Here is a 22,742-nt window from a genome sequence, read left to right as displayed (position 1 = left end):
TGTTTAACCTTTTAAATATTTATCAATCAAAATTTGAAGCTCATTAGCAAGCTTAGAATCTAAATTTTTCATTTTTTCTTCGCATAAAGCTATTTTATCATCTTTTGCCTTTTTAGCACCTTCTAAACCCAAAAGTTTTACAAAAGAATTTTTATGCAAATCATTATGGGTTGGCTTTCCTGCTTCTTGGGCATCTAAAGTCGCATCGATAATGTCATCTTTGATTTGAAAAACTAATCCTATCAAAAGCCCTATTTCATAAATTTGCTCACATTCTTTTTCATCTAACTCACAAATTTCACAGCCCATTTTTAAAGCTGCTGCAATCAATCTTGCAGTTTTATGAATATGCAAAAACTCAACTTGCTCTAAATTTAAAGGTATATCTTCAAAATAACAATCAATCGCCTGACCGATAATCATACCACCAAGCCCTGCATTAAAAGCTAAAGTTTCTATGAGTTTTAATCTAACATTTTCTTTTAAATCAAGTTTGGAAAGTAGCAAAAAAGCTTGAGTATTTAAAGCATCGCCCACTAAAATAGCTGTGGTTTCATCATATTTTTTATGTAAAGTTTGCTTTCCTCTGCGCAAAGAGGCATTATCCATAGCAGGCAAATCATCATGTATTAAAGAGTAAGTGTGGATAAATTCCAAAGCCAAAGCCGCATTTAAAGCCTTTTCAAACAAAGCAGGATTTTTAGCATTCACTATCCCTAAAAGCAGTTGGGCTCTAAAATGCTTCCCACCAGCTTCTAACATCCATTTTAAAGCCTCATTGAAAAATGGATGAAAGCTTTGAGTTTTTGGAAAATTTTGCTCTAAATGCTGTTTGAATTTTTCTAAAATCACTTATTTAGCCTTATAAAAAAGTCAAAGTATCCTTTATTAAAATGCTCAAAATCATTATTTTTCGCTGAAGGGATATTGCTTGCTTGTCTTGAAACTAAAACATCAAAAGTATTAGCTTGAGTTAATATGGTTTGAAGCTCATTGAAATTGTTGATTTTTTGATTATTAATTCTTAAAATTTTATCCCCTTTTAAAAATCCAGCCATTTGCGCTTTAGAATTTGGAGTTACCTCTGTAATATTCATTTTCATATCTACGCGCAATCCTAGATTGCTATAAAAAGAAGTTGGCTTAGCTTGAACTACTTTTTTAGGTTTAGCAAATATACCCAAATCTTTATCAAAAACTGTCGTAGAAATATTGACATCTTTATTATCCCTTAGCATATTAAAATACAAAGTTGCACCACGATCAGCAAATAAAATTTTCTCATTTAATTTTCTTATATCATCATAAACTTGTCCATCTACACTCACAAGCTCATCATTAAGTAAAAATTGTCCATTTTTACGTACATTTTTAACATAAATTTTGCCATCACGCATATCAAAATCCACACCTATATCACCCCAATAAACATCAGGATATTTTGCAAAGTGTTTTAGATAGCGATTACCTATAAGTTTGCCATCTTCTAAGCTTATACCAAGCATTTTACAACATGGTGAGTTAAGCTCTCCGATTTTAGAAGTAAAATCAAGTTGATCACGCTCTGTTAAACTTTGTCCAAAATACTTTAAATGTCCTATATAGCTTTGATTATTATCTAAAATTCCCACCCAGCTATTGCGTGTTAATTCTTCTTCATTTCCCATAGGCGCTGGGATTAAACTAAAATCAGTTTTTACTAAATATAAATTTAAATAAGGATCATATTTAGTATAGCTGTTTAATTTTGCATTTTTAGTTTTAACTACTGCTAGGGTGTTTTCATTTAAAGCAAAAGCAGGTAAGCCTTCATAAATTAACATACTAGCTTTATTTTTTTCATAACAACCCAAAAAATCATTAAAAGTCGGTCTTGGCACAGCAAAAAGTACACCAGTTATACCCAAAATACAAAGTAAAATTCTCATAGCATTCCCATTCCGCTAAATAAATTACTAGCCATTGATTTTTTATTTTGTTCTACCATTTTCATCACATCATTAATCGCTGCAATTAATAAAATTTGCATAGATTCTTTATCTTCAAGTAAAGAATCATCAATATTTATATCGATGATTTCACCTTTTCCATTAGCACTAACTTTTACTAAACCACCGCCACTTTTTGCGCTAAATTCTTTTTTTAAAGCTTCTTGCTCTAATTCATTTGCTTTTTCTTGAGCCTTAGTTAAAAGCTCACCCATTTTAGAAAAATCCATATTTTCAAACATTTATTTTCCTTCTTTTAATATCTCTAATACCACTTCTTTATCATTAAAAGGATATTTTACTCCTTTAATCTCTTGATAAGTTTCATCGCCCTTACCCAAAATCACTACAAAATCATTTTTCGTTTTAAGCTCTAATGCTTTTTTTATCGCTTCTTTTCTATCGCATTCTATAAAAACGCTCTCATCTTTTTCTATACCACTTAAAATATCATTAATGATATCCATAGGCTCTTCTGAGCGTGGATTATCACTTGTGATGATGAGTTTTTTGGCATAATGTTTGGCAATTTTAGCCATTAATGGACGCTTAGTTTTATCCCTATCTCCCCCTGCTCCAAAAACCACAATCAAATCACGATATTTTAAAGCATCTAAAACTTTTTCTATGCCATCAGGCGTATGAGCAAAATCTACAATCACATCTTTTGCAACTACTTGCATTCTACCCTCAATGCCACCAAAATTACTAATGGCCTTTTCAAGTTCTTTTAAATTTGGCTTGACAAGTTCATTCACACAAGCACTTGCAGCCAAAAGATTATAAAGATTAAAAAGCCCTACCAAAGAAGAATCAATCATAAAAGTTTCTTTGCCAAAATTTACCACAGCTTCAATGCCATTTTTTAAAGCATAAGCTTTGATATGATAATAACTTGGATTTTCTACTCCATAAGTAAAAGCACCTTTGACATTAAAATTTATAGCTTTTGCGTCTTTATTAATAAATTTCATACACTCATCGGTAAAAAAACTTTCTTTTGCCGCTTGATAGTTTTGAAAGCTTCCATGAAAATCTAAATGATCTTGAGTGATATTAGTAAAAATTTTAGCCTTAAACTCAAGCCCTTCAATGCGGTTTTGTACCAAAGCATGTGAGCTTACTTCCATAATTAAAAATTCACATTTTTCCTTACTTGCTAAAGATAAAAGCTCTAAAGTTTGCAAAATAGGAGCAGTGGTTAAGCCTTTTGGAGAGATATTTTTATCATTTATAAAACTACCCCTAGTTCCCATCAAGGCACATTTATAACCTAAATCAAGCAAGATAGAGTAAATAGCCCCTGCAGTAGTTGTCTTGCCATTTGTGCCTGTAATGCCTATGATTTTTATATTTTCATCTATATTTAAAAGTTTCTTACACTCAGCTATATTTATAATTTTTGCTTGTTTTTCTAAAGCTTGATGGATAAATTTTTCATTTTGAGCAGTTTTTAAGAAAAAACAATCTTTTTCGCATTCATTAGAATTATCACAAATGAAAGTATTTTCAATCTTTACTATCATAATTTAATTCCTTGATTTTCTCACTAAGCTTGATAAATCTATAATTAGAATAAAAATGCACCGAAACATCTTCCATATAAGCTACAAGCATATCTTTATAACCATGCTCTAAAAGTTTTTCTAAAAAATCCACAAAATCTTCTTTATCATTAATGATAAGTTTATTCGATATTATAACATTTTCCAAAGCTTGTTTAAACCCAACTTTTGCTTCGCTAAGTAAAAAATCTTGATAACTCAACCCCTCAAAGTCTTCACTTTCTTCTTCATACTGCACACTTTGACTAAGACTAATGAGTTTTTCAATATCTTTATCTACTTTAGTATTTTTATAATTTTGCATAAAAAACTCAAAAAACACAAAGGCTTCTTCAGGGCTTTTTAACGCCAAATCGCAAATATTAATAAAAGTTAAAAGTCTTTTATTTTTACGCTTTTCATAAGCAAGAGAAAAATACATCTTAGCGTTTTTAAAATCTTTTTTATAAAAGCATTCTATGGCTATTTTTTTATAATTTTGCAAATTCGCTTTCCCCGCCTGCTAAATTTACTATAGTTATATCTGGGTGTATGTCGATTTTAAGCTGTTTTTCTAAACCATATTTCAAAGTCGTTCCGCTTGAAGGACAACCATGACAAGCTCCGGTTAATTTCACATAAACCACGCCATTTTTAACCCCTAAAAAATCAAGTCCACCACCATCATTTTCTAAAATATGCATAGTTTTAGCCAAACTTGCTTTTACAGGTTCGATTAATTCCTCATCACTAAAAGGCATATTCATAACTTTTCCTTGATTGTTTTTTAATTTAATTTTATCTTATTTGCCTTTAAAAAATGTAAATTATTGTTTATTTTAGACTTTTTGCTATACAATGGCAAAAATATTTTAGGATTTTGTATGCAAAAACGCACTCAAATAAAAGGTTTTGAAAAACTCAAACTCATTTTCATACTAGGCTTTTTATCTGCCATAGCACCACTTTCAACTGATATGTATTTACCTGCTTTAAATGAGGTAGAAAAAAGTTTTCAAACCAATTCTTTTTATACTCAACTTTCTCTTGCAAGTTTTTTTATAGCCTTTTCTTTGGGTCAGCTTTTTTATGGGCCATTAAGTGATGTATATGGCAGAAAAAAACCTTTATATATAGGACTTTTTCTTTTTATTTCTTCAAGCATTGCTTGTGTTTTAGTTGATTCCATTCATGCTTTTATAGCTTTGCGTTTTTTTGAAGCTTTGGGAGGTTGTGTGGGTGTAGTTGTAGCAAGAGCTATAGTAAATGATGTTTTTGAGCTTAAAGAAGCAGCAGGAGTTTATGCTTTGATGATGGTTTTTACTTCTTTAGCACCTATGCTTTCCCCTACTTTTGGTGGGATTTTGCTTGAGTTTTTTTCTTGGCGTAGTATATTTTTGACATTATTTATCTTAGGTTTTATTTTATTTTTACTTGTTATTCTTGCTCTAAAAGAAAGCAACCTCAACACCCAAGGTAAAAAATTTAATCACAAAGAAGTTGCAAAAAGTTACAAAAAAATCTTAAAAGATCGTCGTTTTGTGGTGTATTTGCTTTGTGGGAATTTAATCTTTGCAGGATTTTTTGCTTATTTAACCGGCTCATCTTTTGTTTTTACGCGTGTTTTTGAACTCAGCCCTCAACAATACGCAGCCCTTTTTGGAGCTCATGCTTTAAGTTTTGTTGTATGTGCTAATATAAACGCAAGGATAGTTCTTAAACTCTCGCCTTATTATGTTTTGCCAAGAGCGCTTATGATGATTACTTTTTTAACCTTTTTACTCATTTTAGGGGCAACTTTTGATCTAGGTTTTTGGACTTTTGAAATTCCTTTGTGTTTTATCATAGCAAGTTTGGGTTTTATCCTGCCAAATACCACCACTTTAGCTATGGCAAGATCAAAACAAAATGCAGGTAGTGCTTCAGCACTCTTAGGGGCAGCGCAATTTGCTATGGCGGGAATAATGGCATTTTTAGTAAGTCTTTTAAATGCTAATACACCTATATTTTTATCGCTTATTTTAGGAACTTGTGCATTTTTATCTTTGATTTCTTATCTGAGTTTGATTAATAAAAGAAAGTTAAGTAAAATCAAAAAGAAGTTAAGCGTGATTTCTCACGCTTAATTAAGCAATATTTTTGAAAAGATTCACTGACTATATCGAACCTTTTTCAAAAAACTTTATATTTATTTTCAAAACACTTATAAACAATTTATGTTAAAATTTCTCATCAATCAATAAAGGCTTTATTAATGAAAAAAATAGCTACTATTTTTGCAGGTGTTAATGGATCTGGAAAAACTACCTTGTATTATAATGAACTTGAAAAAAACAAAGACTTTGGACTTAGAATCAACATCGATGAAATCGTAAGTAGCTTTGGGGATTGGAAAAATCAAGAAGATCAATTTAGAGCTTCAAGGATAGCCATTAAAATGCGTGAAAACTATATCAAAAAAGCTTATGACTTTAACCAAGAAACCACACTTTGTGGCACTAGCATTTTATCTTTATTCAAAAAACTACAGAAAAATTCCTATACTATAAATCTTTGCTACATCGGACTAGACTCTCCAAGCACAGCAAAACAAAGAGTTAAAATTCGCGTTGCTAAAGGTGGACATGATATAAAAGAAGAACTTATAGAAAAAAGATACTATGAATCTTTACAAAATTTTAACACCATTGCTAAATTTTGTAATCACATTACTATTTTTGATAATACCCAAAATTATAAAAAACTCTTAGAATTTAAAAACAATAAGCTAGAAGTATTTGAAACTACCAAATGGCTAGAACCATTAATGATAAATTTTAAAAATCAAAGTTTATAAATTTTTATTTTAACTTGTCGATATGCAAATCATGCTACTCACTCCTTAAGGCAAGAAAGAAGTGAGTTAGCAATAGATTGAAGGCTTCAAGGTCATCAAGTATTACAAGGCTACCTTGATAACCTTGTAAAGCTTGATCCCAAGGTTTTAAAACCTTGGGTTAAAATTATTGTTTTAATTGAAGCAAAGTATTTAAAAGCTGATCACTTGTGGTAATCGTTTTTGAGTTTGCTTGATAACCCCTTTGGATTACGATAAGCTCAGTTAATGCACGACTTAAATCCACATTTGACATTTCTATAGCTGAGCCTTTTAAGCCCCCTCTACCACCTTCACCAGCATGGCCTATAGTAGGTGTTCCTGAGTTTGCTGTTGCTTTGAAAAGGTTATTACCCATTTCTTCAAGACCCATGTTATTTGGGAAAGTAGCTAGAGCAACCTTAGCTAGAGCTAGAGTTTTACCATTTGTAAATTCTCCATAGATATAACCATTCTCATCAGTTCTTAATGCATCTGGCTTTAAGTTACCCCCTGTGTAACCATCTGTTTCTTGTTTAGTGGTAGCTGAGTCTTTATCATAGCTTGTTAAACCATCAAAACCACCTGTTGTACCAAAGTCAAGTTTTATAACTTGATCAGGTTTTGAGCCGTTATTTCCAGTGAAGTTTAATACATTTGGCGTATAGCTTTGAAGTGAACCATCATTGCCAAATCTTAAATTTCCTACTACTATGTTTCCTGGGGCTCCATCACCACTGAAATTAATCTCTGCAGGCTCAGGCACTGAGATGATTATAGACCATTCAGCTCCACCATCTGCTGTTTTAGCTTGTTTGGTAAATTGCACAGTTAGCTCATGTCTAGTTCCTAATGAATCAAAGATTTCTATACTCGCAGTATGTGCTGAAAGATACATATCTTGAGAATATTTTTCATTATTACCTGCATTGAAATTTCCATCTAAGGCGCTAAACATCGCTGTAAATTTATCATTAGTAGCGATTTTATTAGTTTCATTAGAATAACCTGTAACTTTAAAGGTCATATCTTTTGCACCATCTTGAGCTGGATTAGTAATTTTAAACCTACCATCACTTTCCACTACCACTTCTACACCAACATTTGCATCATCTGCTGTTCTATTACCACTACCATCATAATCTACCGCATATCTAGCATCTCTTTGCAAAAGCTCTCTTAAATCTTCAGTAGTATGAAAAACTCTCTGGCCATTCATTGACGGCCATGTTCCTTCTTGACCTGGAACTGGATTTGCTCCTATATCAACACTATTTGAACTATAAATATATTCATGAGCAGTTATTACACTAATAGGCCCTGCATTTCCGCCTAGCAAATCATTTCCAGCCTGTACTGGCCATTCTGTAGGTGTTCCAGTATTATTACCCCAAGTAATAGTTTCACCAGCTGTATTTGTTGGTCCCATTTGTATATTTAGATTTTTAGATTTTGCTGTTGTTCCTGTGCTATTATCATTTGTAAATGTCATTTTACCATCTACTATAGAAGCCACTACACCAGTTTCTGCCGTCTTAGCATTGATAGCATTAATAAAAGTATCTTTACCAACACCTGTAGCTTCTATACGAACACCATTTATAGTTATATCTAATTTGGCAGGTTGTTGAGTTCCATTTACATCAGTAAAACCCCAAAAAGAATACTGGGTTCCATTTACTGCCTTTCCTGCTTCAGTTGGCAAATCAGGCTGCAATGCTTGGTTGGATTGCCATTTAGCATCAGCATAACTTACCCATATACCTTGTCCATCTCTTAAATTTAAACCCTCACCTTGAGCGTTAAACACTACACCCATATCTACACCTTTTTCGGTTACTTGGGCTCCACTTTTTGAAGTAGTGTAAAACTCAGTGTGTCCAGTATCATTTTCATCTATAGGCTTACCTATATCATCTCTTCTACCATGAGTAGAATCTAGTGCATAAATAGGTCTTTTTGCAGAAGCATTCATACCTAAAGTATTACCACTATCTAAATTTGCTGTAAGTTTTACTGAAGAGCTTGGTCTAGCAGGCATACTCATACCAGGTGGGATTACGATATCACCTACTGAAGTTGAAGAGTCAATTTGACCTGTTTCTTGATTATAATTCCAACCTTGAACAGTATAGCCGTTATTATCTACGAAATTTCCTACTGCATCTGTTTTAAAGTCCCCTGCACGGGTATAATACTGAGTAGTACCACCATCATTTGAAACGATGAAAAATCCATCACCATTGATAGCCATATCGGTATTTTTATCTGTAGTTTGGATATTACCTTGAGAGTGAATTCTAGTAGTAGAATTTACACCAGAACCAAGTCCTACTTGCATAGGGTTTTTACCACCTAGGTTACCATCTGGAGCTGTAGCTATCTTAGAAGTTTGACTCATAAGCGTTGAGAAATCCGCACGAGAATATTTAAAACCAAATGTATTAACATTGGCTATGTTATTACCTTCTACATCCATTGCGTATTGGTGTGCTTGGAGTCCAGAAACCCCAGCCCAAAGAGATCTCATCATAATTAAATCCTTTAAAAAATATTGCTTTGTGAATATCTCACAATCTTCTATTGCTTATGCAGATATAAAGCAATAAGTGTTCCAAAAATACAAATAAAATGAAATTAAAAAGTAGAAAATAAATCAAAAATTAGATTTTAATGTGTAAAGTTTTTTTAAAATTACTCGATATAGTCAGTGAATCTTTTCAAAAATATTGCTTAATTAAGCGTGAGAAATCACGCTTAACTTTTATTTCTTTCTTTTAATTTAGCAATCACATCATTTAAACTCAAATCCGCATCAGCTAATAAAACATCTAAATGATAAAGTAAATCAGCTGCTTCATTTATCAACTCATCTTTGTCTTTAATAGTAGCAGCCAAAGCGGTTTCAACGCCTTCTTCGCCTACTTTTTGTGCTATGCGTTTAGTGCCTTTTGAAAAAAGTTCAGCTGTGTAAGAAGAACTTGTACAAGTGTTTTTACGTGAATTAATCAGTCTTTCAAGACGCGATAAAAACACAAAATCAGCCTTTTTAGAAAGCGTTTCAAAACAAGAAGTATCACCCGTGTGACAAGTAGCCCCACTAGGTTTAACTAAAATCAAGATACAATCTCTATCGCAATCAAGCCCCATATCTATAATATGCAAAAAATTCCCACTTTGTTCGCCTTTCATCCACAAACGCTCTTTAGTGCGTGAGTAAAACACAACCTTTTGGTGCTTAAAACTCTCTCTTAGAGCTTGTTCATTCATAAAACCTTGCATTAAAACTTCACAAGAATGATAATCTTGAATGATCACAGGAACAAGGTTATTAACCTTTTGCCAGTTAATGCTTTTTATGAATTCTTCTTCATTTATCTTCATAGCTTTTCCTTTAAATACGAATTTGTATGCCTTGATCTTTTAAAAATAGTTTTAATTCTTTAATATCTATAAGTTTTTTATGAAATACTGAAGCTGCTAAAGCTCCATCAACACCAAGTTTAAAAGCATCTAAAAAATGCTCTTTAGCTCCTGCACCACCACTTGCCACTAAAGGCACAGGACAAATCTGTCTAACTTTAGCAAGTTGATCTAGATCATAGCCCTTTCTCATGCCATCTTGATTCATCATATTTAGCACGATTTCACCCGCTCCTAGCTCGCATACTTGCTTTACCCATTCTAGTGTTTTTTTACCACTATGATGAGATTTACTCTCATCTCCGGTGTATTTATAGACTAAAAGCTCGTTGTTTTCATCTTTAAAAGTATCTATGCCTACGACTACACATTGCACTCCAAAGCTTTTTGCAAGGCGTGAGATTAAATCAGGATCATTTAAAGCAGGGGAATTAATAGAAATTTTATCAGCACCATTTGCTAAAAGCTCTTTTGCGTCATCTTCACTTTTTATGCCCCCTGCAACGCAAAATGGTATAGAGATATTTTGTGCTACTTTGCTTACCCAATTTCTATCAATGCGCTCATTTTTAGCTGAAGCGGTTATATCATAAAATACAAGCTCATCAATGCCATTTTGTGAGTAGAATTTAGCAAGCTCGATGATATCGCCCATATCTTCGTGGTTTTTAAACTGCACCCCTTTAACTACTCTACCATCTTTTACATCCAAACATGCGATTATGCGTTTTGCAAGCATTCTTGAGCCTCCTTTATGCTAAATTCTTTATCAAGTAAGGCTTTACCTACGATGATACCACTTACTATGCCATTTAACTTTTTAAAATCTTCTAAACTTGCCACACCTCCGCTTGCTTGGGTTTGTAAATGTGGGAATTTCTCATGCAAAGTTTTATATAAAGTGATATTTGCTCCACTCATCGTGCCATCTTTAGAAATATCTGTACATAAAATATGCTTTACATTTTTATAAAAATTTAAAAGATCAAATAATTTATCATCGCTTGTTTTACTCCACGCATCAACAGCCACAAAAAACTCATCTTTAACGCAAATACTATCAAGCGCTAAGACTATACTTTCTACACCAAATTCACTCAAAAGCTCTTGTGTAAAGGCTTTATTTTTAACCGCTAAAGAGCCTATAACTACGCGTTTAACACCACTATCAAACAAAGCTTTAATCTCATCTTTAGTGCGAATTCCTCCGCCTACTTGAAGATTTACTTTGATTTTAGAAGCTAGGTTTTCTATGAGTTTTAGTTGTCTTTTACTAGGATCTTTTGCACCGCTTAAATCCACTAAGTGAAGCCAAGCAATGCCTTGAGCCTCATACTCTTGAAATTTAGCCAAAGGATCAAAGCTGTATTCTTGCTTTTTAGTGTAATCTCCTTTATAAAGCCTTACTACTTTACCATCTATTAAGTCTAATGCTGGAATGATTTGAGTTTGCATTTTTACCTACATATTTATGAAATTTTTTAATAACACTTCACCCGCTTCGCCACTTCTTTCAGGGTGAAACTGCACGCCATAAAAATTGTCTTTATTTAAACTTGCACTAAATTTGGTAGAGTACTCACACTCTGCGATGGTGTATTCATTTAAGCCCACACAATAACTATGCACAAAATAAAAATAAGCTCCATCTAAGCCTTTAAAAAGTTCATGTGAGCTAAAGACTTGATTCCACCCCATATGCGGGAAAGTAAAATTTGCTTTTTCTTGGAATTTTTGCGTATCAAAAGGCATAATGCCAAGTGTTTTTTGGTGTAATTCTTCTGAAAATTTACCCAGAATTTGCATACCAAGACAAATACCTAAAAGTGGTTTTGTGGTAGTTTGGATAAAATTTTCTAAATTAAGTGCTTTTAGATTAGCCATTGCTTTAGCTGCTGTGCCAACCCCAGGAAGCAAAAGCTTATCTACTTGCGAGAGTTCTTTTAAATCATGCGTGATAATACTTTTTTGTCCTAAACGCTCGAGTGCAAAAGCAAGCGAAGCTAAATTCGCACAACCTGTATCTATAATAGCTAGTTTCATATCACTCCTTTAGAGCTTGCTAGGTTTTCATTTTCTATTTTTATAGCCATTTTTAAAGCTCTTGCAAAAGCTTTAAAAAGTCCTTCGGCTTTGTGATGATCGTTTTTGCCTTTAACTTTTAAATGCAAACTCGCACCCATAGCATAACTTAATGAGTAGAAAAAATGCTCTATCATTTCTGTACTTAATTCTCCAAGTTTTTCTTTTTTAAATTTAGCCTTATAAACTAAATGCGGTCTATTGCAAAAGTCAATCGCACAACTTGCCAAGCACTCATCCATAGGTAAAACAAAGCCATATCTTGCAATGCCTATTTTTTGATCTAGTGCGCTTTTAATAGCCTCACCCAAAGCAAGTGCGACATCTTCTACGCTATGATGTTCATCAACTTCTAAATCCCCTTTGCATTTTATCTCTAAAGATATATTTGCATGCGTAGCAATTTGCTCTAACATATGATCAAAAAATGCGATATTTGTTTTGATATTAGCTTTTGCTTTTTCATTAAAAGCTATTTTAACTTGAATTTGAGTTTCTTTGGTATTACGCTCTATGCAGGCACTGCGGTAATTTTGCAAGATAAAATCAGCGATTTGTTCCCAGTTAAAATCGTTTTTATCATATTTTAAACCTTGAATTCCAAGATTTTGTGCCAAAAGCATATCGCTGTCTCTATCGCCTATAACAAAACTTTTATTTTTATCATAAAGTTTATTTTTGATATAGTTTTCAAGCATGGCAGTTTTTGGCTTCCTACAGGCACAATTTTCATACTCAAAATGTGGGCATATAAAGATATCTTCAAATTCTATACCACAACTTTGAAAAACACTTAGCATTTTTTCATGAGCCTTGTCAAAATTTTCCCTAGGAAAAGAATTTGTGCCTAGGCCATCTTGATTACTCACCATAACAAATTTAAAACCAAAATTTTTTAACTTTAAAAGTGCATTGATAGCACCTTTTTCAAACTCAAGTTTTTCCAAAGAATCGATTTGAAAATCATCTTTTGGCTCATCAATGAGCGTACCATCTCTATCGATAAATAAAATTTTTGCACTCATTTTAGACTTTCTAATCTTAAACTCACGGCATTTTTATGCCCATCAAGTCCTTCAGCTGCTGCTAAAATTTCCACCACAGGCCCAAGTTTTTTAAAGCCTTCTTTACTAAGTTCTTGTACAGTCATTCTTTTCATAAAATCAGCAAGCCCTAATGAAGAATAAGACTTAGTAAAACCATAAGTTGGTAATACATGATTTGTTCCACTTGCATAATCTCCCATAGATTCTGGAGAATACTCACCTAAAAATACTGAACCTGCATGCATAATATCATCAAGCAAGCTAGATGGATCTTGTGTATGAATGATCAAATGCTCAGGTGCATAGTCATTTGAAATACTTATGGCATGTTTTATATCTTTTGCAAGAATGATTTTAGAGTGTGCTAAAGATTTTGAAGCAATTTCTTTACGCGAGAGTTTTTCAAGCTGTAAAGCAACTTCACTATCTACTTCTTTGGCTAGTTTTTCACTTGTACAAACTAAAATCGCTTGAGAATCTACTCCATGCTCAGCTTGTGAGAGTAAATCTGAAGCTATAAATTTAGCATTAGCAAATTCATCTGCTAAAACTAATACCTCTGAAGGTCCTGCTTGCATATCAATAGCTACTCCATGATTATTAACTTGCTTTTTGGCTTCAGTTACAAAAGCATTTCCGGGACCAAAAATTTTATCTACTTTTTGCACACTTTGCGTTCCATAAGCAAGCGCTGCTATAGCTCCTGCTCCGCCTATTTGATACACTGCATCAACTTTGCAAAGTTTTGCTACAAAAGCAATGGCAGGGTGTAGTGGTGCTGGGGAAGCTAAGGCTATGAATTTGCATTTTGCAATTTTAGCTGGGATAGCTAGCATGAGTGCAGTTGAAAAAAGTGGTGCTAAACCTCCTGGTATATAAAGCCCTACTTTTTCAATAGCTCTTGTTAGCACCTTGCAAGTTACCCCTTCAAAGGTTTGAACTTCTATGGTTTTATTTTCTTGAGCTTTGTGGAATTTATAGATATTTTCATAAGCTATTTTAATAGCTTGTTTTAACTCATCATCAATTTGCTCTGCTAAATTACTAAGCTCTTCATCGCTTAGTTTAATGGAATTTAACTCTACTTTATCAAATTTTACAGCCATTTGTTTTAAAGCTTCATCGCCATTTATTTTGACATCTTCAATGATTTGTTCTACTATGGTTTTAACCTGTGCATTAGCACTTATAGCAGGACGCTTGAGTGCTAATTCTTGTTCGCTTTGGTTTAATTTTTCAAAATCAAGTATTTGCATTTTTATCCTTTAAGAAAGCATTTTTTCAATAGGTAAAACTAAAATCGCACTTGCGCCTTCTTTTTTCAAAGCTTCCATAGTTTCCCAAAATAAATTTTCTTGACTTACCATATGTAGCGCCACTCTAGCTTTATCATTTTCTAAAGGTAAAATCGTAGGTTTTTCAACACCTGGTAATAAAGCTGTGATTTTTTCCAGCTTTTCAATAGGAGCATGCAACATGATGTATTTTGACTCTCTTGCTTGCATAACTCCATTAATCCTAATGAGTAATTTATCGATTAATTCTTGTTTATGTGAAGCTAAACTTTCTTTTCTTTGGATTATGCAAGCTTTTGACTTATAAATCACCATAACTTCTTTAAGCCCATTTGCTTTCAAAGTAGCACCACTTGAAACTAAATCACAAATTCCATCAGCTAAATTTGCACTTGGCGCTACTTCAACTGAGCCTGTTAGCATACAAGTTTTATAAGGAATGTTATTTTCTTCCATAAAACGCTTTAAAAGCTGTGGATAAGAAGTTGCTATGCGTAAATTTTTAAAACTTTCTATACCTTTATACTCGCTATTTTCTGGCAATGCTAAAGACAAACGGCACCCACCAAAATCAAGCTTTTTAAGCATTATAAAATCTGCATTTTCGTTTTTTGATTTTCTTTCTAACTCATTTTCTTCTAAAACATTTTCTCCAACTATGCCAAGATCTACTACTCCATCAAAAATTAATCCTGGTATATCATCATCTCTTACTCTAAGTAGATCAATAGGTAAATTTGTAGAAAAAGCAATTAAACTTTGATCGTGTATGCGAAGTTTTACACCTATAGACTCAAGCAAGGCAATAGAATCTTTACTCAAACGACCTGATTTTTGTATAGCTATGCGTAATCTTGAATTTTCTTGCATTTTTTTCCTTTTTTGTAGTTAAAAAGATTAATAGTAGCAAAAAATGGATAAAAATACAAAAAATAGTAAGTAAATAAATAAAAATTAAGAAGTTTTTAGCCTTTAAAAAGGCTAAAAATTAAGCTACGAATTCGATGAAAGCCATTTCTGCAGCATCGCCACGGCGGATTCTTGTTTTGATAATTCTTGTATAACCACCGTTTCTATCTGCAAATTTAGGTGCGATTTCTGTTACAAGTTTATTTGTAGCTTCTTTATCTTGCAAGCTAGCAAAAACTGCTCTATGAGCATTGAAATCACCTTTTCTTGCACGAGTAATTAATCTTTCAACATAACCTCTTAATTCTTTTGCTTTAGGTAATGTTGTTTCTATTTTACCTGCTTTAATAATAGCAATGGTAAGGTTTTTTAATAAGGCTGCACGGTGAGTAGAAGTGCGACCTAACTTTCTATATCCATGTCTATGTCTCATTGATTATCCTTCATTTTGTGCTTTTAATTCTGTAATTTTTCTTTTTAGCGTTTCTTTTGCACTATCACTGAGTTTTGAATTTCCTATAGGAAAACCTATAGATTCCATCACACTTTTAATCTCATCCAAAGATTTTTTACCTAGATTTTTTAAATCTGCAAGTTCGCCTACACTCATTAAAGCAAGCTCACCGATATAAACCACATTTGCTTTTTCTAGGCAATTAAAGCTTCTTGCGCTTAAATTTAACTCAGTTATATTTTGAAGTAATTTTACGTGTTCTACTTCATTATTTTGTGTTTGGCTTCTTACAACGCTTTGAGCATTAGTGATTTTATCAAACACCGATAATTGTTTATACATTGCTTCTAAAGCATTTTTAAAAGCATCACTTGGTGAAATTTGACCATCAGTTGTGATTGTAAAAACAACTTTTTCATAATCTGGGTTATCTTCAAAAAGCACTTTTTCTATATCATAAACTGCATGTTTTACCGGAGTAAAGAATGCATCAAGTGCTATAAATTCAGGATCTAAGAAATTTTGCACTTCTTCAGAAGGTACATAACCTATACCTTTTTCAATGATTAAGGTAAATTCTAAATCTGCATCTTCATTGATCGTTGCAAGATAGCTATCTGCGTTCACAACCTCAACAACATCGTTATCTAAGTCTTTTCCGCAAATTTCTTTTGGTCCTTTAAAACTAAAAGTTATAACTTCTTTTTCAGAATCTGTTTTTAGTTTAAATCTTAATTTTTTTAGATTGATAATAAACAATGCTACATCTTCAAGCATACCACGCATACTATCAAATTCATGTGCTACGCCTTTGATTTTAACTCCTGTTGGAGCAAAACCTACTGTGCTTGAATAAAGCAAACGACGCAAAGGATGCGCCAAAGTAATAGCATAGCCAATTTCAAAAGGCCATGCACTTACTTTTGCTACTGTATCACTGATATTTTCAATACTAAACTCTGTCGGTGTATAAGCAGAAGTTGTAATATGTCTCATATCAAAAACCTTTATTATTTAGAGTACAACTCAACGATATATCTTTCCTCAACTGGAATGATAACTTCTTCTCTTTCAGGTTTTCTTGTAAAAATTCCAAATCTTTTATCTTTTTCTACATCAACCCAAGCAACTATACCAGTTTGAGCAGTAAGTTCGATCGCTCTTGAAATTTGAGGATTGTTTTTGCTTTTTTCAATCACTTCAATTTTTTGACCTGCCTCTACTCTATAACTAGGAATATCCACTCTTTTACCATTTACTAAAATATGTCCATGAGTTACAAGTTGTCTAGCAAAACGGCGTGTTGTAGCAAAACCCATTCTATAAACAACATTATCAAGTCTTTGTTCTAAAAGCTGGATTAAAAGCGCACCGGTGTTGCCATCTTTTCTAGCAGCTTCGCTAAATAATCTTCTAAATTGTTTTTCACTAACACCATACATAAACTTAGCTTTTTGTTTTTCTCTTAATTGAAGTCCGTATTCGCTGATTTTAGCTTTTCTTTGTCCATGCTGACCTGGTGCGTAAGGGCGTTTATCTAAAGCACTTTTACCTGCTAATCTTCTTTCGCCTTTCATTGCCAAGCTTACGCCAAGTCGTCTTTCTAATTTCTCTACTGGTCCTCTATATCTTGCCATTATAATTCTCCTAAATCTTATATCTTATTCTTAGACACGACGACGTTTTGGTGGTCTACAACCATTATGAGCTAATGGGGTAATATCTTTTAAGAAAGTTACTTTAATACCTTCCATAGCACCTACACTCTTAACCGCTGTCTCACGACCACTTCCTGGTCCTTGTACTTTAATACCTACTTCTTTAATACCATGTTCTTTTGCTTTATTTAAAGCATCTTCTACTGCTTGTTGTGCTGCATAAGGAGTTGATTTTTTAGAACCTTTAAATCCTAAACCACCTGCACTACTCCAAGCGATAGCATTTCCCATTTCATCAGTTACAGTAACCATAGTATTATTAAATGTTGCACTGATATAAACTATACCTTTAGCTATATTTTTTTTAACTACTTTTTTCTTAACTACTTTTCTTTTTGCCATTTTCTATCCTTATGATTTTGCACCAACGGTTTTTCTCTTACCTTTTCTAGTTCTGGCATTTGTTTTTGTTTTTTGACCACGAACCGGTAAGCCTTTTCTATGTCTTAAGCCTCTAAAGCTTCCTAGATCCATTAATGCTTTGATATCCATAGCAACTTGTTTTCTAAGATCACCCTCAACCATATAGTTTTCTTGAATTTCTTTACGGATAGCTGCTGCTTCATCTTCACTTAGTTCATGAACTCTTTTATCATAAGAAATTCCTGTTTTATCTAAGATTTTTCTTGAAGTATGCAAACCTATACCATAAATATAAGTCAAACCATATTCAATTCTTTTTTTCTTTGGTAAATCCACACCTGCAATACGAGCCATAAATTATCCTTGTCTTTGTTTGTGTTTTGGATTTTCGCAAATAATGCGAACTACGCCTTTACGACGAACTACTTTGCATTTGTCACACATCTTTTTAACAGATGGTCTAACTTTCATGCTTTACTCCTGTTATTGTAAATTCCACTTTTTTTACAACTGCACCAGGTTTTTAGAGCAACCAACTATTTTCAAAATAAGTGGTGATTTTGAAAATACTTCTTCATACAGTTTTATTGCAATTTCTGCAAAAGTGCTAATTATACTTTACTTTTGCTTTTAAACAACTTAGACTTATTTGTATCTAAATGTAATACGACCCTTATCAAGGCTATAAGGTGTTAGCTCTACTTTAACTCTATCGCCAGGCATAATCCTAATATAATGCATACGCATCTTACCTGCAATATGACAAAGTATCACATGTTTATTATCTAATTCAACTTTAAAAGTTGCATTAGGTAAAGCTTCGATTACATTACCATCAATTTCGATAATATCATCTTTTGCCAATGCTTTTCTCCTTTCTACAAAATACAAAGCTATTATTTTATCACAATTTTTCTTTTTAAATTTTTAATATTTTTTACAAACTACGGCATTTTTTATTATAATTATCAAAACACTATAAAAGAAAGTATTTAAATGCTAAAAAGTTTAAAAAGAAAAGATTATAAAACACTTTCCTTATCTTCTTTGGGAGGAGCTTTAGAATTTTATGATTTTGTGATTTTTGTCTTTTTTGCTAATTATATTTCAAGAAATTTTTTTCCAAGCGATATGAGTGATTTTTGGAAACTTTTAAATACTTATGGAACCTTTGCAGCAGGATATTTAGCTAGACCACTTGGTGGTATAGTTATGGCGCATTTTGGTGATAAATTTGGCCGTAAAAAAATGTTTATGCTAAGCATATTACTCATGGTGCTTCCAACTTTTTCTTTAGCTTTTATACCTACTTTTGAAAGCATAGGTTATCTAGCTCCGGTATTTTTACTACTTGTTAGAATAGCTCAAGGTGTAGCTATAGGCGGGGAACTACCTGGTGCTTGGGTATTTGTAAAAGAACATGCGCCTGATGGGAAAGATGGTTTTTGTGTTAGCGCTATTAATGCTTCTATGGCTTTTGGAATTCTTTTAGGATGTGCTGTTGCATTGGTAATTAATCATTGTTTTGAGCAAGAATCAATTTATGATTATGCTTGGCGTATTCCTTTTGCTATTGGTGGATTTTTTGGCATTATTTCTATATATCTTAGAAAATTTCTAGAAGAAACACCTATTTTTCAAAAAATGCATCAAGAAAATAATTTAGAAAAATTTCCGCTAAAGACACTTTTTAAAGAAAAAAATATTTTTTTAAACATCATCGCCTCTATGCTTTTAACATGGATGCTTACAGCTTGCGTGATCATACTTATTTTACTTATGCCAAATTTTATACCTGAGGTTTTAGTTCTTGATAAAACAGATGCTATTTTAATACAAATGATTGCGATAATAATTTTATCTTGTGGAACTTTGCTTGCTGGAATTTGGGTAGATAAATTTGGCTTTTTAATCACTAGTTTGATATTTACAATAGGTTTTAGTCTTTCTTGTTTTTTTTATTTTTATTTTTTCTATGCTCAAATTTTACATTTAAGTATATATTTTTATTTTATTGCATGTTTTTTTGGTGGTATTAATGCCTTAGCGCCTATTTTAATGTGTAAAATTTTTAAACCAAGTATTCGCTTTAGTGGAATTTCTTTTTCTTATAATATAGCTTATGCTATAGCGGGTGGTTTTACGCCTCAGCTTGTATTTATGTTGCATTCTTTAGCTATAAGACCTGAGAATCCTTTTGTTTATGGAATTTTTATTTATATTTTATTTTTATCATTTATAACACTTCTAACTACTGTATTTACTTATAAAAGATTAAGATTTTAGTGCTATAATTAATAAAAATTATTAACTAAAAATTTATAAAAATAAAGGAAAATGATTATGAAAACTTTTATTATTTTAATATTTTCTTTACTACCACTTTTAGCACTTGAAATGATTACCCCTTTGCCTGAAAGTGTTCCTTATGATAAAGAAAAAGCTATCTTAGGCAAAAAGCTTTACATGGATACAAGTTTATCAAAAGATAAAAAAGTATCTTGTAATACTTGTCATGATATTACAAAATTTGGAGTTGATAATAAAACCTTTTCAACAGGTATTAATGGCATAATAGACGAACCATTTCATACACCTACAAATTTCAATGCTGTTTTTAATCTATCTCAATTTTGGAGAGGCAATGCAAAAGACTTACAAGATCAAGCCAAGCATCCTTTATTAAATCCCAAAGAAATGGGTTTAAAAGATGAAAGCGAAGTAGTACAAATTGTAAAAGCTAACCCAATTTATGAAAAAGAGTTTAAAAAACTTTATGGAGAAATTAACTTTGAAAATATAACACACGCTTTAGCTGAGTTTCAAAAAACCTTACTCACTCCAAATTCTCCTTTTGATCGCTACTTAAAAGGTGATAAAAACGCAATAAGCGAGCAAGCAAAAAGAGGTTATAATGCTTTTTTGTCAAATGGTTGTATAGCATGCCATCAAGGTCAAAATATAGGTGGCAATATGTATCAAAAAATGGGAGTATTTGTACCTTATGATAATGGAACAAACTGGAAAGGACGCTATGAGATTACTCAAGATCCTCATGATCAATTTGTAGTAAAAGTACCAAGCCTTAGAAATATAGCCAAAACTGCTCCTTATTTTCATGATGGCTCCATGCCAACACTTGATGCTTGCGTGCAATTTATGGCTTATTATCAACTTGGTAAATTTTTAGAACAAGATGTGGTTGATGATATAGTTGCTTTTTTAAATTCTTTAACAGGAGAATACCATGACCCGCTCAAATAAAAAATCTTTTTCTTTTTTAAAACAATTCATCACTTTGTCTATAGTGGTTTTGGTATTACTTTTAACTTTGACTTTATTTATCTTTAATACCTACAACACCACAAAAAGAAATTCACTCATCATGGGTTCTTTTCAAAAATTAGAAATTCTAGATACCAAAATAGATGAGATTTTTAAAAATAAACTCAATTTACAAAACTATGACACTAGCGTTGCTTTAATACAAGATTTTGAAAATACTTTAGCAATTTTAAAAGCCAATAAAATAGACACTAAAAAAATACAAACGATTTTTGAGAAAAAAAATGCTCAATTACAGCATTTTAAATCAGCTAATTCTATTGCTATAAATTCAAAACTTTATCTTTATGAAATTCAACAAGAAATCATTAAACAAACAAACAAGCTAGCACTTACTGCTCAAGAAGCTAGACAAATAGAATCTATCGGGGATATATTAAGCATCATAGGAACTATGGATATACTAGAACCTTTAGCACAAAATCGTCTCCAAAGTTTAGTAGCAAATTTAAACACAAACGATCCACAGCTTCCACAAGAATTATTTGAACTTTTTAGCACACATTGTAAAATGATACTAAGTCAGATTAAAATTTTAAAAGATAATTCTCAAAGTTTTCTTGATCAAGAATTACAAAAAGAAATCATATCTCATAAAAATTTCATTGCTCAAGAAATTAATCTTAACAACAAATACAATCTTTACACCGCTATAGGAATTTTCTTATTCACCTTAGCTGTATTGATTTTCTTCATACTTTTAACATTAAAAAAAGTAATCATACCTATATCTTTACTTGAAAAACTAAGTGCAAACTTAGCTGGTGAGCATGCGAATTTAAGTGCAAGATTAGATATTGATAAAAAAAGTGAATTAGCAACAAGTGCTGGCTACATAAACTCTTTTATACAAATAGTGCAAAATTCGGTTTTAGAAGCTATACAAACTGCAAATTCAAGTCACAAAAGCTCACAAAAGCTTTCTCAAAATGCTGAAGTTTTACAGCAAAGCTCACTTTTACAACATGAACAAATTTCTAATGTCCATGAAATAAGTTCTATCTTAGAAAGCCATATAGACTTAACACAAAATTTAGCTAAAAACACTATAAATGATATGCATGGTATGCAAGAAGTAATGGCTAAAGTTGAGCTTACACTTAAAGAATTGGTAGAGCTTATATTGTTAAGTGGTGAAAAAGAACAAAGTGTTTTAAGTGCTATGGATATGCTAGTACAAAGTGCTGATAGCATAGTAGAAGTTACTACAACCATAAAAGACATAGCCGATCAAACCAATTTGCTTGCGCTAAATGCAGCTATTGAAGCAGCACGTGCAGGTGAACACGGACGTGGCTTTGCTGTAGTTGCTGATGAAGTTAGAAATCTAGCAGATAAAACCACAAAATCTTTAGTTGCCATAGAAACAACCGTAAGAACTATAGTGCAACAAATCAATGACAACAAAAGTTTGATGGATGGAATTCATCAATCCATGAATGATACCTCTAACAAAGCTAATATCTTACAAGGTGAGGTTGGAACTTCTATAGAAAAATTAAAAACAAGTATTCATTCTACTAAAATCATGGAAGAAAAAAGCGATGAATCAAAAGCTAAAATGAATGAACTAGAACAAAATATAGAAAAAGTAACTGAGCTTGCAAATTGTGTTAAAAACTACTCCCTTGATTTAACGCAAATTTCACAAGATGTTTTAGAAAATGCTTCTAAACTTTCAGAAAAATTAAAAACATTCGAGTAAGAAAGATTAAACTTTC

General features: G+C 32.2%; 26 protein-coding genes. 5 read left to right on the top strand and 21 right to left on the bottom strand.

Translation table 11 applies throughout. The features are described from left to right. Positions 1 to 3: 3 nt before the first annotated feature. The 6 genes from L8X36_RS05520 to L8X36_RS05495 are packed head-to-tail and all read right to left on the bottom strand — an operon-like array spanning position 4 to position 4,293. On the bottom strand, positions 4 to 849 hold the full coding sequence (locus tag L8X36_RS05520) for a polyprenyl synthetase family protein (protein ID WP_263682959.1): 846 nt from the start codon (positions 847 to 849) through the stop codon (positions 4 to 6). Next, positions 849 to 1,928 (bottom strand): PDZ domain-containing protein, encoded by a 1,080-nt coding sequence (locus L8X36_RS05515; RefSeq protein ID WP_263682928.1) that lies wholly within the window; start codon positions 1,926 to 1,928, stop codon positions 849 to 851. Before L8X36_RS05515 ends, L8X36_RS05520 begins: the two co-directional genes overlap by 1 nt. Further along, positions 1,925 to 2,230: a YbaB/EbfC family nucleoid-associated protein gene (locus L8X36_RS05510; RefSeq protein ID WP_039667857.1), complete on the bottom strand. Its 306-nt coding sequence runs from the start codon at positions 2,228 to 2,230 to the stop codon at positions 1,925 to 1,927. The genes L8X36_RS05515 and L8X36_RS05510 overlap by 4 nt, the downstream gene beginning before the upstream one ends. Next, positions 2,231 to 3,514 carry a UDP-N-acetylmuramoyl-L-alanyl-D-glutamate--2,6-diaminopimelate ligase gene (locus L8X36_RS05505; protein ID WP_263682926.1) on the bottom strand — a complete coding sequence of 428 codons (1,284 nt, stop codon included), beginning with the start codon at positions 3,512 to 3,514 and terminating at the stop codon, positions 2,231 to 2,233. Then, positions 3,498 to 4,037, bottom strand: coding sequence for a histidine kinase (locus L8X36_RS05500; protein WP_263663742.1), 540 nt, complete (start codon positions 4,035 to 4,037; stop codon positions 3,498 to 3,500). Before L8X36_RS05500 ends, L8X36_RS05505 begins: the two co-directional genes overlap by 17 nt. After that, positions 4,024 to 4,293, bottom strand: coding sequence for a NifU family protein (locus L8X36_RS05495; RefSeq protein ID WP_041570315.1), 270 nt, complete (start codon positions 4,291 to 4,293; stop codon positions 4,024 to 4,026). Before L8X36_RS05495 ends, L8X36_RS05500 begins: the two co-directional genes overlap by 14 nt. 123 nt (positions 4,294 to 4,416) lie before the next feature. On the opposite strand from L8X36_RS05495, the gene L8X36_RS05490 reads away from it, so the two are divergent. Both L8X36_RS05490 and L8X36_RS05485 read left to right on the top strand, forming a co-directional pair. Next, the gene (locus tag L8X36_RS05490) at positions 4,417 to 5,658 is read left to right on the top strand and encodes a multidrug effflux MFS transporter (protein ID WP_263682924.1); all 1,242 of its coding nucleotides are present in this window, start codon (positions 4,417 to 4,419) and stop codon (positions 5,656 to 5,658) included. A gap of 128 nt (positions 5,659 to 5,786) precedes the next feature. After that, positions 5,787 to 6,368, top strand: a complete 582-nt coding sequence (locus L8X36_RS05485; protein WP_263682922.1) for a zeta toxin family protein — start codon at positions 5,787 to 5,789, stop codon at positions 6,366 to 6,368. Positions 6,369 to 6,534: 166 nt separating this feature from the next. On the opposite strand, the gene flgE is transcribed toward L8X36_RS05485, so the two are convergent. From flgE to infA, 15 genes are all read right to left on the bottom strand, one after another. Next, on the bottom strand, positions 6,535 to 8,919 hold the full coding sequence (gene flgE / locus L8X36_RS05480; RefSeq protein ID WP_263682920.1) for a flagellar hook protein FlgE: 2,385 nt from the start codon (positions 8,917 to 8,919) through the stop codon (positions 6,535 to 6,537). Between the two features lie 224 nt (positions 8,920 to 9,143). Next, positions 9,144 to 9,770, bottom strand: coding sequence for a bifunctional phosphoribosyl-AMP cyclohydrolase/phosphoribosyl-ATP diphosphatase HisIE (gene hisIE, locus L8X36_RS05475; protein WP_263682918.1), 627 nt, complete (start codon positions 9,768 to 9,770; stop codon positions 9,144 to 9,146). A 10-nt stretch (positions 9,771 to 9,780) separates the two neighbouring features. Beyond that, positions 9,781 to 10,548 (bottom strand): imidazole glycerol phosphate synthase subunit HisF, encoded by a 768-nt coding sequence (hisF, locus tag L8X36_RS05470; RefSeq protein WP_263682916.1) that lies wholly within the window; start codon positions 10,546 to 10,548, stop codon positions 9,781 to 9,783. After that, positions 10,530 to 11,264, bottom strand: a complete 735-nt coding sequence (gene hisA / locus L8X36_RS05465; RefSeq protein ID WP_263682915.1) for a 1-(5-phosphoribosyl)-5-[(5-phosphoribosylamino)methylideneamino]imidazole-4-carboxamide isomerase — start codon at positions 11,262 to 11,264, stop codon at positions 10,530 to 10,532. Before hisA ends, hisF begins: the two co-directional genes overlap by 19 nt. Before the next feature lie 6 nt (positions 11,265 to 11,270). Then, positions 11,271 to 11,852, bottom strand: coding sequence for an imidazole glycerol phosphate synthase subunit HisH (gene hisH, locus L8X36_RS05460; RefSeq protein ID WP_263682913.1), 582 nt, complete (start codon positions 11,850 to 11,852; stop codon positions 11,271 to 11,273). Further along, positions 11,849 to 12,916: a bifunctional histidinol-phosphatase/imidazoleglycerol-phosphate dehydratase HisB gene (gene hisB, locus L8X36_RS05455; protein WP_263682911.1), complete on the bottom strand. Its 1,068-nt coding sequence runs from the start codon at positions 12,914 to 12,916 to the stop codon at positions 11,849 to 11,851. The genes hisH and hisB overlap by 4 nt, the downstream gene beginning before the upstream one ends. Continuing rightward, positions 12,913 to 14,193: a histidinol dehydrogenase gene (gene hisD / locus L8X36_RS05450; protein ID WP_263682909.1), complete on the bottom strand. Its 1,281-nt coding sequence runs from the start codon at positions 14,191 to 14,193 to the stop codon at positions 12,913 to 12,915. The genes hisB and hisD overlap by 4 nt, the downstream gene beginning before the upstream one ends. Positions 14,194 to 14,202: 9 nt before the next feature. Continuing rightward, positions 14,203 to 15,102, bottom strand: a complete 900-nt coding sequence (gene hisG / locus L8X36_RS05445) for an ATP phosphoribosyltransferase (protein WP_039667846.1) — start codon at positions 15,100 to 15,102, stop codon at positions 14,203 to 14,205. 118 nt (positions 15,103 to 15,220) lie between these two features. Continuing rightward, positions 15,221 to 15,574 carry a 50S ribosomal protein L17 gene (gene rplQ / locus L8X36_RS05440; RefSeq protein WP_012660847.1) on the bottom strand — a complete coding sequence of 118 codons (354 nt, stop codon included), beginning with the start codon at positions 15,572 to 15,574 and terminating at the stop codon, positions 15,221 to 15,223. A 3-nt stretch (positions 15,575 to 15,577) separates the two neighbouring features. Next, complete coding sequence (locus L8X36_RS05435) at positions 15,578 to 16,591, bottom strand: DNA-directed RNA polymerase subunit alpha (RefSeq protein ID WP_263663730.1); 1,014 nt, start codon at positions 16,589 to 16,591, stop codon at positions 15,578 to 15,580. A gap of 14 nt (positions 16,592 to 16,605) precedes the next feature. Beyond that, complete coding sequence (rpsD, locus tag L8X36_RS05430; protein WP_039617184.1) at positions 16,606 to 17,232, bottom strand: 30S ribosomal protein S4; 627 nt, start codon at positions 17,230 to 17,232, stop codon at positions 16,606 to 16,608. A 30-nt stretch (positions 17,233 to 17,262) separates the two neighbouring features. Next, positions 17,263 to 17,655 carry a 30S ribosomal protein S11 gene (rpsK, locus tag L8X36_RS05425; RefSeq protein WP_012660844.1) on the bottom strand — a complete coding sequence of 131 codons (393 nt, stop codon included), beginning with the start codon at positions 17,653 to 17,655 and terminating at the stop codon, positions 17,263 to 17,265. Positions 17,656 to 17,664: 9 nt separating this feature from the next. Next, entirely contained in the window at positions 17,665 to 18,030 is a 366-nt protein-coding gene (gene rpsM, locus L8X36_RS05420) for a 30S ribosomal protein S13 (protein ID WP_012660843.1), read from the bottom strand. Positions 18,031 to 18,033: 3 nt separating this feature from the next. Then, positions 18,034 to 18,147, bottom strand: coding sequence for a 50S ribosomal protein L36 (gene rpmJ / locus L8X36_RS05415; RefSeq protein ID WP_002781429.1), 114 nt, complete (start codon positions 18,145 to 18,147; stop codon positions 18,034 to 18,036). A 174-nt stretch (positions 18,148 to 18,321) separates the two neighbouring features. Then, positions 18,322 to 18,540: a translation initiation factor IF-1 gene (infA, locus tag L8X36_RS05410; protein WP_012660842.1), complete on the bottom strand. Its 219-nt coding sequence runs from the start codon at positions 18,538 to 18,540 to the stop codon at positions 18,322 to 18,324. A 132-nt stretch (positions 18,541 to 18,672) separates the two neighbouring features. On the opposite strand from infA, the gene L8X36_RS05405 reads away from it, so the two are divergent. The 3 genes from L8X36_RS05405 to L8X36_RS05395 are packed head-to-tail and all read left to right on the top strand — an operon-like array spanning position 18,673 to position 22,726. Further along, positions 18,673 to 19,962: an MFS transporter gene (locus tag L8X36_RS05405; RefSeq protein WP_263682907.1), complete on the top strand. Its 1,290-nt coding sequence runs from the start codon at positions 18,673 to 18,675 to the stop codon at positions 19,960 to 19,962. 54 nt (positions 19,963 to 20,016) lie between these two features. After that, on the top strand, positions 20,017 to 20,940 hold the full coding sequence (locus L8X36_RS05400) for a cytochrome-c peroxidase (RefSeq protein WP_412175673.1): 924 nt from the start codon (positions 20,017 to 20,019) through the stop codon (positions 20,938 to 20,940). Next, on the top strand, positions 20,924 to 22,726 hold the full coding sequence (locus L8X36_RS05395; RefSeq protein ID WP_263682905.1) for a methyl-accepting chemotaxis protein: 1,803 nt from the start codon (positions 20,924 to 20,926) through the stop codon (positions 22,724 to 22,726). The genes L8X36_RS05400 and L8X36_RS05395 overlap by 17 nt, the downstream gene beginning before the upstream one ends. The last annotated feature ends 16 nt before the right edge of the window (positions 22,727 to 22,742 follow it).

This window comes from Campylobacter sp. CNRCH_2014_0184h (assembly GCF_025772985.1).
Taxonomy (GTDB): domain Bacteria; phylum Campylobacterota; class Campylobacteria; order Campylobacterales; family Campylobacteraceae; genus Campylobacter_D.
This window is presented reverse-complemented; position numbering and strand designations above follow the sequence as displayed.